A 12,638-nucleotide genomic window follows, 5' to 3' on the forward strand; every position below is an offset into this window, starting at 1 on the left:
AAAAAGGACACTTATACATAGTGTCCTCTCTTAGGTCTGTTTACAATTATTACTAATGTATATGATGCCATGAATCGACACATTTCAGAATCAGACTTGATAACGTGGGAACAAAATATTGTTCTCCAAATGGACATGCTCAAATGTCATACGTTCAAGCTCAGCAAGTCTTTCATACGTTATACGGTACGTAGTACAAGCATGTGTAGGCGGCGTGAAATCATTCGTTAATTCCCTGATTTCTTTTAGAATGTTACCTGCTTTGTCATGCTCGTCCTCTAATCCCACAATCGAATCATAAAGACCTTGTTGAGCAGATTGTTCAAATGATTGATCTCGATCAACCATCCGCGGGAAAATTTGGTCTTCTTCGTTCGTGGTATGCTCAAGTAACTCATCCTTCAGTTTTGTATACAGAACATACAATTGTGCCAAATGAAGATCATGATCACCATGAACTTGGTTAACCCTCGCAACATTCTTGTAGACTTCAGGAAGTTCCTTGCGTAAGTAATCGTGATGCTTACTCACAATATATTGGATCAAAGATGGAGAGTCCATTTCAACAAAGTGGTTCATTCCATCAATATCATCATCCAGACCTGAATGGTTAGCAGCTAGATAATGTAACTCCTCTAGTACTTGATCAATGTCCAGACCTCTCTCTTGAACAGCCTCCATGAGTGGACGCTTACCGCCGCAACAGAAATCAATCTTATGATCTCGGAAATAGTCACTGGCCTTTGGAAACTTTATAACAATATCACTTACGATATGATTAACACTAAAAACAAGGGGCTCAATTGACATTCTAAATTCCTCCTAGGTATCTTTTCTTGATCTACCTATTCAGGCTACACCTAGGAGAAAGAACGGCTTGTGATTCTAATCACGAAATATATATTTAATCTATGAATTATTCAATTCCATTGTGACTTCATCCTAAGGCTTAAGTTTCATATCCAATCCATTTGCATTAAGAAGCTTATTATTAACTTTTAGAATCCACTTTTCATTAGCTTTCGGATTATACCCTTGTACTGTACTGATCGTTTTACTATTATCACTTAATACGACAATTCCACTTTGTTTCAATAGATTCCTAATCACGACTTCTTGTGTATATGGACTTACATATGAATGCGTAAGTTCTGGTTGTAGCCTACTCCCGTTTACACTCTCAATGACGATTTCTACATCCTTCACATGACCTGAAAATAGGATAGATATCGAAATAACATCATTATTATTCACTTTTGTGTCCCAATCGCCAGCGTCTATACGATCTCCATTGATACTAATAGCCCAGCGTAGTGACGGATCCAATGTAACTCCGTGAATGGACTGGATATTCGTTCCTTGCATGCCTTGCTGTGTAAGTTCTATTATTTCGCTATTCACTAATGCTTCCCTATTGAGATACCTGTCGAATTATTTGTGGATTCAATTTATCAACGCTTCCATGAATGTTCTGTATCCATTACTATTTTTGATATACGGGCCAATTCTCTGAAAACTTGCTTGCTTAACATATACACCCGTCATCCATGTGCCTTTTAACGGAATGCCTTCAGATTGGATCAATAGAGAGGGTGCTGGAATGAGTTCTTGGTAGATCGGAAGCTTCGTTTTGTGTTTTTTGTAGGGTTTACCGAGTTCAATAAGAGGAGTAACACTAGTATAAGTAGGTACGAAGTACGAAGAGATTGTCTCTAGTTCTTCTTTATTATAAAAGGCTTCTTGCCCCAAAAAGGGGTGAAGTAGAATGATCTTTTCAAATTGAGACCATATCATGATTTGTAGAATCATACTTTGTAATTGGGCATTTGGTAGATATGCTTGTTCCACATTATGCTCCACGTCAGTTTGCCATTCATAACCGATACACTTCCAACCCTTTGGGCCTTGAATCCATTTTTGAAAAACACCTTGATCTGTTACCATTTGAGAACGAGTAGAATTGTGCGAATCTGGATCATTACATACCAACTGAGGTAAATAACGACGGAGCATAGCTAACGCTTTATCATAGACATCTTGAACTTTAATCGAAGCATTCTCAAGTTCAGCAATATCTTCTTTACCATATACGACTTCATGGGCGGGCACTAGTTCTCGCAATTCATTCCCTCCTTCAATACGGTTAAATCATTTTTTTCCAATTATACTACAACTTCCTCAATATGGTGCATGGCCTTAGACAGATAACAATAAAACCCCTCATTTCAATAAATGAAAAGGGGGTTAGCAACGGAGTGGACCGCCATAATCTATCGTAGGCTTAGTCTACCCACTTCTCGGCCCAGAGTTGTATCTGTTCCATGACAGAGCGCAGTCCTTTGCCTTTTTCAGTTAATTCATACTCAATTCGTACCGGGGTCTCGGGATAAACATGGCGAACAACGATTCCCTCTACTTCCAAATCCTTCATCCGTTCTGACAACATTTTATCGCTCATTGAAGGGATTAGACTAGAGATATCCTTAAATCGCTTCGGGCCACTCATCAAAGTCTGAATAATTAACCCATTCCAACGTTTGCCCAGAAAAGAAAAAGCTGATTCAAATCGTGGACACAAATTCATTTCATCAATTCCCATGAAACAATCACCTCTTTATTGGAAAACCTACTGATTTCAAGTCAAATGAATTACAGTATGGAAAAGCTTTCGATTAGTTAGTATATTTCATTTTACCACATTTCCCGCTACTTTAAAACATTCAACAAAAAAACTATAACACAACTAACCGCATTTAAATTTAACTTTTATCACACCAAACAGTAAACATATAACCTCTCATTTCAAAAAAATAGACAGTTACCTCTTAGGTAACTGTCCTTCCATCTTTACTGTTAGCTTAACTCCTTCTAGACCCACCACATATCGCCAAGTGGCTCTTCAATAAGAACTTGTTGAAGGTTCTGAACAGCCTTAGAGAAGCCTTCTTCAACAGACATCAAGCCATCTTCGTGTTCAATACTCACAACATAATCATAGCCTACTAAACGAAGTGCACTCATAATATCTGCCCATGTCTTGATGTCATGACCATAACCTACACTACGGAACTGCCATGCACGGTCTAACATTTTCTCATAGGATTGCATATCAGTAAGACCATGTTTATTTACATTAATTGGATCGATTACGGTATCCTTAGCATGGAAATGATGAATCGCTCCTTCACGCCCTAGAATGTGTATAGCCTGCACAGGATCAATACCCTGCCACCACATATGACTTGGATCTAGGTTAGCACCAATCGTCTCACCCGCTGCCTCACGTAGACGAAGTAGTGTAGCTGGTGTATGGACAGAGAAACCTCCATGAAGCTCAAGGCCGATCTTGATATGATGGTCTTTCGCAAACTTCGCTTGTTCGGTCCAGTAAGGAATAACTTTGTTCTCCCATTGCCATTTCAATATTTCTTGGAAATCATTCGGCCACGGAGCAACGGGCCAGTTCGGATATTTAGCATCCTCATGGTCCCCAGGGCATCCAGAGAATGTATTTACTACGGGTACTTCAAGTTTCTCAGCAAGTAGAACTGAGTTCACGAAATCATCATGATCCGCTTTAGCTAAATGCTTCTGTGGATGAAGTGGATTACCATGACAGCTAAGTGCACTGATCGTAAGTCCACGTGATTCTACTGCTTTTTTGAAATTCTTAAGTTCTTTCTCATTGTTCAGTAGATCCGTTGGTGTACAGTGCGCTTTACCTGGATTCCCTCCACTACCGATCTCAACAGCCTTCAGACCTTTAGAAGCTACATAATCTAACGCGTCCTCAAGCTTACGACCGCCAAACAATACCATGAATACGCCTAATTTCATCGTTAATCCTCCTTATTTACACTTACATTATATGAAACCGTCATCGATCTATTCGAAATAAACAGCTTTACCTGACTTAGCAGATTCATAGATAGCTTCTAGAATTTCAGTGACCACCAATGCCTGTTCTGGTTTAACAACAGGTTCAGTATCTTCAATCACGGCTTGCAACCACAATCTTGCTTCACGATCTGAATCGCTTTCCGTTTCTCCAGAATAGAATGCAACGCCACCAGCACCCAAGTCAATTTTAGTCTCATACAAACGGCTCATCTTCTCACCATTGATACGTAAACCATCTTTCATATCTGCTCCGCCTTCTGTACCTGCAAGTATCGTCTGCGCTTCAGCGAAATCAAGTACATTCAGAGCCCAACTAGCTTCAAGAACAATGGTAGCTCCATTCTGCATCGTAATGAAACCAAATGCTGAATCTTCCACCTTGAACTCTTCAGGATTCCAGGGACCAAAAGCATTCGCTGCATTCTCACGATGTCCAAGCTTGTGGAACGTTGAACCCATAACACTCTTCGGTTTATAGTTATCCATTAACCATAATGTTAAATCAAGTGCATGCGTACCGATATCAATAAGTGGCCCTCCACCTTGCTTCTCTTCATCCAAGAATACGCCCCAAGTTGGAACAGCACGACGGCGAGTTGCTAGCGCTTTACCATAATAAACGTCACCTAGGTCACCATTCTCGCACATTTCTTTCAAGTACTGGCTGTCATTACGGAACCTATTTTGATATCCGATCGTCAGTTTTTTACCTGTACGTTTCGCAGCTTCAAGCATTTCTCTTGCTTCTGCCGTTGTTTTAGCCATTGGTTTCTCACACATCACGTGTTTGCCTGCTTCTAGAGAAGCAACTGTAATCACGGAGTGAGAGTCATTAGGTGTACATACATGAATGACATCAATACTTCCATCTTGAAGTAATTCACGGAAATCAGTATAGACTTTAGCGCCTTCAACGCCATATTTCTCAGCTGCTTCTACTGCACGTTCTTCAACGATATCACAAAAAGCAACCATTTCTCCTGTAGATTGTTTCGCAAGGCTTGGCATATGTTTCCCTGTTGCAATACCTCCACAACCAATAATACCGATTCTTAACTTAGACATTTATAGTTCCTCCGTTTTTTGCGTAATTTTTTATCCATTCCATACTTGTAGCGATACTTTCAAGTGGTGGATTCTGACACATATCTTGTTCAACAACAATCCACTCTGCTCCTACTTCATTTGCAGCGTCAGCAATTGCTGCCAAATCTACTTCACCTTCACCAAATGAAACTGTCTGTGGTGATCCATCTTCTAATTTCTTCACATCTTTCCAGTGAACGATGGGTAAACGGCCTGCATATTTATGAATGTATTCAACTGGGTCATATCCAGCAAAGTATACCCAACACGTATCCATTTCAACTTCAAGTAATGTTGCTGGTACTTCATCATACATCGCATCGAATACCGTCTTATCTTCACCATAAGATTCAGTGAACTCGAAATCATGATTATGGTATAGAAGCACCATATCCTGTTCCTTACATTTCTCACCAAGTACCTTAAGGTTGGCAAACACGTCATCCCATTTGCGTTGTTCTTCTAACAAATAAGGAACGATGATGTATTTATTACCAATTTCTTTATTATAAGTAATAATCGAATCTAAGTCTTCTAACATGCTCGCGTATTGCGTATGTGTTCCAATTGCTACAAGACCATTCTCATCAAGCAATCTCTTTACTTCAGCACTACTATGTCCAAAGAAATCATGAAATTCTACGCCTTTGTACCCTAGTTCAGCAACCGCTTTCAAAGTACCTTTGAAATCCTGCTCCATTTGCTCGCGAACTGTATAAAGTTGTAATCCTAATTGTAACATTGACTTTTCCCCCTTTAATTTTACACACGATAAGTAATTCCTTTAGAATCAAGCCAGGTGAAGCAATATCAATCGATATAGAGTGAACTATACTTCGCTCTCCCCAAGTTCAATTATTTGTAAAAAAACCATGAATATGAGGTCTACTCTTTAGTTCAATCTATCTAGTTACATGGTATTCCAAATTCATTTATATTAAAATGAATAATATGATCCAAACATGAACAATCTGGTCATAATTTTTAAAAAGGAGCCTGAAAAATGATCAATGAAGACTCATGTCAAGTGTATGTAGCCGGCTTCTCCTTCCATAAAAAACCTTTTTACACTTCCACACTAGACGTAGATGGCATTAATACCTATCTCATGCGCTTCCAGACGGATGGCCGCTGTCGTGCTAGATACGATGGTCAGTTAGGTCTGATTGAAACAGGAGATTTACTGCTATATTCTCCCTCTGAGCCCTATGAATTAAAAATAGATAAAGAACTCAATTCACTCGGCGAATTAACAATTGAAAGTGGGGATTACCATATTTTCTTCGGGGGCCCATGGATAGACAAATGGTGGAAGTCCCAAGTTCGACCTACGCGTATGAAATTACCGCTTAATGAAGGTTTCTTGATTCTTTTTCGACAGATTGCACTTGAGCAACGCCGAATGGAGAATCCATATCCCGAAATTTCAGGATACTATATGAAGATTCTGTGCCTAGAATTAGATCGTCAACTCAAAGAACAACCAACAACGACGCACAAGAGTTATTTAGCCTATCAAATTAAACATTATATTGAAGAGAATGCCTCGCATATGTTCAAATTAGATGATGTAGCTAGCCACGTCGGTATCAGCGTCTCCCGTGCTGTACACCTATTCAAGGAAACATTCGATACTAGCATTATGCAGTACACGATTGACGTAAAGCTAGATATGGCACGAGAACGCATTATATTCAGCCCTATGTCTCTTGAGAATGTAGCGGAAACTTCAGGATTTGCCAATTACACTTACTTCTATCGTGTCTTCAGAGCACGTTTTGGCATGTCTCCGAAACAATTTCGAATTGCTAATCGTGAACAACTGAAGTAATGGATATCGGACGATGTGATGTGAGTTCAATAATGAGAAATATAATAACCTTATGCCCTGCGACTTATAGCTTCCGTAACAACACAAGCAAGATCATCATTTCCGAAAAGCGAGAGTACACCTAGTAAAGTCTCATCCGGAATATCTCCTGCTTCTTCTTTGGATACCGTGAGCCCCAGAACGTGTATTAATCGTTCATTGTTAATTTGTTGTGGATAGGCTTCTCTATACAACGTTTCAGGATCTAGGCTGTGGTTAATACACCACTGGGCAAAGACCAGAATCATCATATCCTCGTCTTGTCGGTAGCTTTGTATAACCTGTTCTTCGATGGATAGTTCCTTATATTTATCGTAATCTTCGTCCATTTGTCTCAACCTTTCTACAACAAAATAAATCATGATGCTTTTCTATATTATAGCAAACCATTGTATTTATGAAGCTCTTTAAAGTTGACTAGCATTTTACTCCACCAAATTTGGTATGATACACAGTGACACCTTTTCAAAGAAAGGACTCCTTATGAAGAAGCTACTGCTACCGCTTGTCTATGTGCTCCTATTAGGAGTAGCATTTATGTACAAAAACACTATTTGGGACTGGATGAACACCAATGACTCCCCGACCTTCTTGATTCTCATGGCGACTTTATTAGCCCTCTTTCCCATCATTCCATATAAAGTAGTCATCGCCGCTTTGGGATATGCCTATGGCACCTTGTGGGCAACCACCATCGCCTGGTTGGGAACCACACTTGCCGCAGTCCTTGTGTATGGCATCGTGAGATATGCATTTCGTGAACAAGGGCGGCGTTATCTGAGCAAAAGGCGTTCTATTCAATCCTTTACGAGTACAATGGAGTCTCACCCTTTCATGGCTATTATCGTCGCTCGTCTATTACCTATCGTGCCACAAATGGTTGTGAATGTCTTTGCAGGTGTCGCGTCTATTCCCTTCTGGACATTTACTCTGGCTACCATCCTTGGCAAAATTCCAGCCATACTCCTTTACGCTTATTTAGGTGGAAATCTAGTTGCAAGACCCTATGTTTCCGTAGCCCTTATATTGGGATACCTGCTTTTGGTTACTATTATTCTCCTTGTATATAGACAGAGGAACAAGTCGAAAATCAGTTGAACACACGACCCCTCTATCCACTTTCTTGGTTTTTGGAAACCAAATGATTTATAATAGAAGTGACTTATATCATTTACAGTCAAAGAAACGGAGTGATAACATGAGCAATTCTCAATCAACTATACATGAAAAAGCTACTTTTGCAGGTGGATGTTTCTGGTGCATGGTAAGCCCGTTTGAGGAACTTCCAGGCATTATAAAAGTCGTCTCTGGTTATACAGGTGGACACACAGAGAATCCTACCTATGAAGAAGTATGTACGCATACAACTGGACATTTAGAAGCCGTTGAAATAACTTACAATCCTAACGTGTTCTCATATGACAAGTTACTTGAACTGTTCTGGCAACAGATCGATCCTACCGATGCGGGTGGACAATTCCACGATAGAGGGACATCCTATGGAACAGCTATCTTCTATCATACTGAGGAACAACGCATAAAAGCCGAACAATCTAAAGAGGCATTAGGGCAGAGTCAACGTTTCGACAAACCCATTGTAACGCCAATCTTACCTGCTAGTCCTTTCTATGAAGCCGAGGGTTATCACCAAGGTTATCATAAGAAGAATCCAGGTCATTATAAGCGCTATCGCAAAGGTTCAGGACGTGAAGATTACCTCGAAAGCGTCTGGTCAACACCCGTGAACAAAGATGAACTCAAACAACGTTTAACCCCTATCCAATATCAGGTTACGCAACAAAATGGCACAGAACCTGCGTTCAGCAATGAGTTCTGGGACCATCATGGAGAAGGAATTTACGTAGATATCGTCTCTGGTGAAGCGTTATTCAGCTCACTTGATAAGTTCGATTCCGGTTGCGGTTGGCCAAGTTTCACTCGTCCTCTTCGGGAGTATACGGTTCGAGAATTAGTCGATTCCAGCCACTTTATGGTTCGTACAGAGGTGCGTAGTAAAGAGGGAGATTCTCACCTAGGCCATGTATTCAACGATGGACCGGGACCGAACGGCTTACGGTACTGTATTAACTCTGCAGCACTTCGCTTTATCCCCATCGAGGAGCTAGAAGAAGAAGGATATCCTGAGTATCGTTCGTTGTTTGAGTAATATTTCGTAAATACACAAAGAGGCAGCTTCCTTTTCAGAAAAGGGGCTGCCTCTTTGTTATATTCAAACAATGATATGCATTGCTGTTTATGCAACGTCCATCACATGAGTAATACGATAACCAATAATTCAAATAAAACGAGCGGCAGAATCACATTGTTATAATAAGGATTGTAGGCTCGTGACATCGATGGAGTTGCTGGAACGCTTAGGAATAACATGCCTCCTTCAACATTCATGAGTACTCCCTCATACGTACAACCATTGATCGTTTGGACACGAATCGTTCGATTTACACATCCCTTGATCTGATGATGAATATGTTCTCTAACTTGTCGGAATTGTTGCGTCATATTAGGATCGGCCTGAAAAAGAATATGCTGAGCCGGAGCATTCTCCATCTTTCTTACCTCCATTTATTGAGCATTCATATAGCACAACATATGCACATGCCCATCCATGCGTTCTTAGACAGCAAATAACCACTAAGTTCAACAACTTAGTGGTTATCATGGATTGGACACGACTGCCCTTGGACTACTTATATTTTGAAAAAGGGCGTTCCATCGTACCACATCATAAATGTGCACTTTGCATAACCTGTACAGTCTTCGACTTAACGGGTTGAGGTGAAATCCCTTTAGGTAACACGGGGTTCGTTGCAGTCTTTTTAGCACCAAACGTGACAGTCAACGTAATCATTTGCCCAGCAATACTAACAGCCAGAATCGTATACAACGTTTCTCTTAATGGCATATAGAATAGGCAAAGCAATAGAACAATACCATCAAATAGGAAGAACACTGTACCAAGCTTTATACCAGTCCACCGACTGACAAGAAGCGACAGTATGTCATCCCCACCACTTGCACCACCAACGCGTAGTACAATACCAGTAGCAAATCCCGTCAGTATTCCTGACAAGAGTGCAGCGATGAATAAATTATGCTGTAGATCGATAACGATAACAGAATAGCGCTCTAATAATGCATAAAAAATCGAAAAGGATGTTGTTGCGATCATCGTACTCACAAGGAATTTGCGACCCTTTAGAAACAGCGCAATCACCATTACCGGAATATCCAATGCCAGTATGCTTAATGCTGGCGGCAAACCTAATACGTACTTACCCAGTAGGGCAAGGCCGACAAATCCACCTTCTGTTAAATGGTTCTGAAAATTAATGTGATAATACGTAAAAGCTAATAAAAATGTTCCAAACAGTAGTACAGCGATATGTTGTAACGTAGAAATCAGTTGTTCTCTTTTCCTCATACAAGTTCCCTCTTTATCGTAGTTTGTTTGTCATAAATGAGACAACCCTCTACTTGGAGAAAACTTATATGACACGGTCCTTCGCATACTTAGTTCCCTTCTTTCGCAGAGGTTGTCATGAATTATCCGACGGTTCTCTACGAGAGACGCTAAGTGTATGAGTGATCATAACGTTTCCAGATCGTCCTTTGGGGAATGTTCCTTCGGGGACACATGGTATCCTGATCCTTTCTCTTTTGGGATGTGTTCTATTGCTATTATATCACCATCCAGAGCGTTTCTGAACCTCTAATTTCAAAACCAACCTTACCCTTCGGGTAACAGAACACTTTGTATCAAGTCTCCTCCCCTTGTGCAGGATAATGAAGTAGATCGTGAGTAATATCATTGCAATATTCATTTCGTTCACATTTTATCAACTTTTACTGTGACGAAGAACACACTTCCTCTTTCATGTCTCTTATATGCTTTATACGTAGCAAATATAATAATACATTGTAAGAAAGAGGTCATATATATGTTAAACCAACATACTATTGAGATTATTAAATCAACCGTTCCCGTATTACAAGTTTATGGGAAGACCATCACCACCGCTTTCTACGGAATGTTATTTGAGAACCACCCAGAACTTTTGAATATATTCAATCATGCTAACCAACGTCAAGGTAAACAGCAGACCGCCCTTGCAAACGCTGTACTTGCTGCGGCTGTCAATATTGATAAATTAGAGAACATCCTACCTGTAGTTAAACAGATTTCCGAGAAGCACCGTGCACTCGGTGTATTACCTGAACATTATCCAATTGTCGGTGAAACGCTATTAGCTGCTATTTCTCAAGTCCTTGGCGATGCAGCGACACCAGAAATCATAGATGCTTGGGCTCAGGCCTATGGCGTAATCGCTGATGCATTTATCGGTGTTGAAGCAGATATGTATCATAAAGTAGCGGATGCGCCAGGTGGCTGGAGTGGATTCAGAAACTTTATCGTAAGTAAAAAAATAAAAGAGAGTGAACTTATCACCTCCTTCTACCTTTCTCCTCAAGACGGAGGAGCTATATCCGCTTATTTGCCAGGACAATATATTACCTTACGTGTTCAGCCAGACGGTGAAGAATACACCCACATTCGTCACTACAGTCTGTCTGCCGCCCCAGGACAACCTTATTATCGTATCACCGTCAAACGAGAAGACGGTGCCGCCAATAAACCAGCAGGAATCGTATCTACTTACCTACATGAAGCCGTTGATGTTGGTACTGTAGTAGAAGTGAGCGCCCCAGCTGGAGACTTCACACTAGATCAAAGTATAGACATTCCAGTAGTTCTTATCGGTGGGGGCGTCGGACTAACGCCAATGGTAAGCATGTTAGAGACGTTGGCTAATGAACAACCTGGGCGTAAAGTAACGTATATTCATGCCGCTATCAACGGAAGACTTCATGCAATGAAAGGATTAATTGATGAACTAAATCAATCCCATCCTCTTCTGTCATCCTATGTGTGCTATGAATCTCCAACTGAAGGGGACACTTTCGACAAATCCGGGTACATTGATTTACCATGGCTGCAGAAGGTCGTAGACTCGAACTCTGATTTCTATTTCTGTGGTCCTACCCCTTTTATGAGTACTATATTTAAAGCATTACAAGCATGGTCAATACCACAGGACAGAATCCATTTTGAATTCTTCGGTCCAGCAGGTAGCTTAGAAGAATAATAAAGAGGTAACTACAATTTCAGCGTAGAATGTATTCATAAAAGGTCTATTCCTCAGGTATATACTTACCTGAGGAACAGACCTTTATTTGAGTAGTTCATTATTTTAAACGCATCAAGCGATTTATCGTTTCTCTACGCACACCAATCAATTGCCCGATCTCTTCTTGTGTCAGCAGTTCTGTGACATCTACCCCATGCGAGTAATCGTATAGCCATTCAGTTAGTAGTTCTAGACGTTCTGCAGGCGTTCCAGCGGTCAGATGATCTACTCGTTGTTGCATAAATCGTAATTTCTCCTGAAGTAAAAGTGCAATCTCCATAGGTTTTGTGGGATTTTCCACCAGTTGGCTATACCATTCTTTTGCAGGTATCACTTCTACCTCGCTTTGCATCAATGCAATAGCGGTACCATGTGTCTCCTTAGCCGTTATAAGCGAGTGGTGCGGAACGGTTTCCCCCGAATATAAGATGTTGAACAACACCATATTCCCGTTCTCGTGCAGGCGAGTCACCTTAAATAGCCCTCGCTTAATGTGATATAGATATTCACCACTATCTCCTTGTCGGAACAAAATCTCACCTTTATGTACAATCATCTATGCCCTCCGTTATGTA

Annotated in this window: 15 protein-coding genes; 4 read left to right on the forward strand and 11 right to left on the reverse strand. The window is 40.6% G+C overall.

Going from position 1 to position 12,638, the window contains the following annotated elements; all coding sequences use genetic code 11:
- Positions 1-90: 90 nt before the first annotated feature.
- The 7 genes from ric to BW961_RS01835 form a co-directional block, all read right to left on the reverse strand.
- A complete protein-coding gene (ric, locus tag BW961_RS01805) occupies positions 91-810 on the reverse strand; it encodes an iron-sulfur cluster repair di-iron protein (RefSeq protein ID WP_068589757.1) in 720 nt (239 codons plus the stop codon).
- Between the two features lie 132 nt (positions 811-942).
- Positions 943-1,401: a hypothetical protein gene (locus BW961_RS01810; protein ID WP_068589755.1), complete on the reverse strand. Its 459-nt coding sequence runs from the start codon at positions 1,399-1,401 to the stop codon at positions 943-945.
- Positions 1,402-1,443: 42 nt separating this feature from the next.
- Positions 1,444-2,121: a hypothetical protein gene (locus BW961_RS01815; protein WP_068589753.1), complete on the reverse strand. Its 678-nt coding sequence runs from the start codon at positions 2,119-2,121 to the stop codon at positions 1,444-1,446.
- Positions 2,122-2,281: 160 nt separating this feature from the next.
- A complete protein-coding gene (locus tag BW961_RS01820) occupies positions 2,282-2,599 on the reverse strand; it encodes a winged helix-turn-helix transcriptional regulator (RefSeq protein ID WP_068589751.1) in 318 nt (105 codons plus the stop codon).
- 269 nt (positions 2,600-2,868) lie between these two features.
- The gene (locus BW961_RS01825; protein WP_068589749.1) at positions 2,869-3,837 is read right to left on the reverse strand and encodes a sugar phosphate isomerase/epimerase family protein; all 969 of its coding nucleotides are present in this window, start codon (positions 3,835-3,837) and stop codon (positions 2,869-2,871) included.
- 48 nt (positions 3,838-3,885) lie between these two features.
- Entirely contained in the window at positions 3,886-4,965 is a 1,080-nt protein-coding gene (locus tag BW961_RS01830) for a Gfo/Idh/MocA family protein (RefSeq protein ID WP_068589747.1), read from the reverse strand.
- On the reverse strand, positions 4,958-5,728 hold the full coding sequence (locus tag BW961_RS01835; protein ID WP_068589745.1) for a sugar phosphate isomerase/epimerase family protein: 771 nt from the start codon (positions 5,726-5,728) through the stop codon (positions 4,958-4,960). The genes BW961_RS01830 and BW961_RS01835 overlap by 8 nt, the downstream gene beginning before the upstream one ends.
- A gap of 261 nt (positions 5,729-5,989) precedes the next feature.
- Between BW961_RS01835 and BW961_RS01840 the strand changes: the two genes are divergently transcribed.
- A complete protein-coding gene (locus BW961_RS01840; RefSeq protein ID WP_068589743.1) occupies positions 5,990-6,817 on the forward strand; it encodes an AraC family transcriptional regulator in 828 nt (275 codons plus the stop codon).
- A 50-nt stretch (positions 6,818-6,867) separates the two neighbouring features.
- Here the strand turns inward: BW961_RS01840 and BW961_RS01845 are convergent, their stop codons facing one another.
- On the reverse strand, positions 6,868-7,185 hold the full coding sequence (locus tag BW961_RS01845; protein WP_068589742.1) for a hypothetical protein: 318 nt from the start codon (positions 7,183-7,185) through the stop codon (positions 6,868-6,870).
- Between the two features lie 208 nt (positions 7,186-7,393).
- Between BW961_RS01845 and BW961_RS01850 the strand changes: the two genes are divergently transcribed.
- A complete protein-coding gene (locus BW961_RS01850; protein WP_244555836.1) occupies positions 7,394-7,954 on the forward strand; it encodes a TVP38/TMEM64 family protein in 561 nt (186 codons plus the stop codon).
- A 100-nt stretch (positions 7,955-8,054) separates the two neighbouring features.
- On the forward strand, positions 8,055-9,023 hold the full coding sequence (gene msrA, locus BW961_RS01855) for a peptide-methionine (S)-S-oxide reductase MsrA (protein WP_068589737.1): 969 nt from the start codon (positions 8,055-8,057) through the stop codon (positions 9,021-9,023).
- Positions 9,024-9,124: 101 nt separating this feature from the next.
- Here the strand turns inward: msrA and BW961_RS01860 are convergent, their stop codons facing one another.
- Together BW961_RS01860 and BW961_RS01865 are read right to left on the reverse strand one after the other, a co-directional pair.
- Complete coding sequence (locus tag BW961_RS01860; protein WP_082867613.1) at positions 9,125-9,424, reverse strand: hypothetical protein; 300 nt, start codon at positions 9,422-9,424, stop codon at positions 9,125-9,127.
- 175 nt (positions 9,425-9,599) lie between these two features.
- The gene (locus BW961_RS01865; RefSeq protein ID WP_068589733.1) at positions 9,600-10,298 is read right to left on the reverse strand and encodes a YitT family protein; all 699 of its coding nucleotides are present in this window, start codon (positions 10,296-10,298) and stop codon (positions 9,600-9,602) included.
- A 517-nt stretch (positions 10,299-10,815) separates the two neighbouring features.
- On the opposite strand from BW961_RS01865, the gene hmpA reads away from it, so the two are divergent.
- Positions 10,816-12,021 (forward strand): NO-inducible flavohemoprotein, encoded by a 1,206-nt coding sequence (gene hmpA, locus BW961_RS01870; RefSeq protein WP_068589731.1) that lies wholly within the window; start codon positions 10,816-10,818, stop codon positions 12,019-12,021.
- A gap of 100 nt (positions 12,022-12,121) precedes the next feature.
- Here the strand turns inward: hmpA and BW961_RS01875 are convergent, their stop codons facing one another.
- Positions 12,122-12,619, reverse strand: a complete 498-nt coding sequence (locus tag BW961_RS01875) for a Crp/Fnr family transcriptional regulator (RefSeq protein WP_068589729.1) — start codon at positions 12,617-12,619, stop codon at positions 12,122-12,124.
- Positions 12,620-12,638 lie beyond the last annotated feature (19 nt).

Source organism: Paenibacillus macquariensis (assembly GCF_900156375.1).
Classification (GTDB): Bacteria; Bacillota; Bacilli; order Paenibacillales; family Paenibacillaceae; genus Paenibacillus_AQ; species Paenibacillus_AQ macquariensis.

Coding starts and splice junctions, on each gene's coding strand:
- ric (WP_068589757.1), bottom strand. CDS start 810: ATGTCAATTGAGCCCCTTGTTTTTAGTGTTAATCATATCGTAAGTGAT.
- BW961_RS01820 (WP_068589751.1), bottom strand. CDS start 2,599: ATGGGAATTGATGAAATGAATTTGTGTCCACGATTTGAATCAGCTTTT.
- BW961_RS01825 (WP_068589749.1), bottom strand. CDS start 3,837: ATGAAATTAGGCGTATTCATGGTATTGTTTGGCGGTCGTAAGCTTGAG.
- BW961_RS01830 (WP_068589747.1), bottom strand. CDS start 4,965: ATGTCTAAGTTAAGAATCGGTATTATTGGTTGTGGAGGTATTGCAACA.
- BW961_RS01835 (WP_068589745.1), bottom strand. CDS start 5,728: ATGTTACAATTAGGATTACAACTTTATACAGTTCGCGAGCAAATGGAG.
- BW961_RS01840 (WP_068589743.1), top strand. CDS start 5,990: ATGATCAATGAAGACTCATGTCAAGTGTATGTAGCCGGCTTCTCCTTC.
- BW961_RS01845 (WP_068589742.1), bottom strand. CDS start 7,185: ATGGACGAAGATTACGATAAATATAAGGAACTATCCATCGAAGAACAG.
- BW961_RS01850 (WP_244555836.1), top strand. CDS start 7,394: ATGTACAAAAACACTATTTGGGACTGGATGAACACCAATGACTCCCCG.
- msrA (WP_068589737.1), top strand. CDS start 8,055: ATGAGCAATTCTCAATCAACTATACATGAAAAAGCTACTTTTGCAGGT.
- BW961_RS01860 (WP_082867613.1), bottom strand. CDS start 9,424: ATGGAGAATGCTCCGGCTCAGCATATTCTTTTTCAGGCCGATCCTAAT.
- BW961_RS01865 (WP_068589733.1), bottom strand. CDS start 10,298: ATGAGGAAAAGAGAACAACTGATTTCTACGTTACAACATATCGCTGTA.
- hmpA (WP_068589731.1), top strand. CDS start 10,816: ATGTTAAACCAACATACTATTGAGATTATTAAATCAACCGTTCCCGTA.
- BW961_RS01875 (WP_068589729.1), bottom strand. CDS start 12,619: ATGATTGTACATAAAGGTGAGATTTTGTTCCGACAAGGAGATAGTGGT.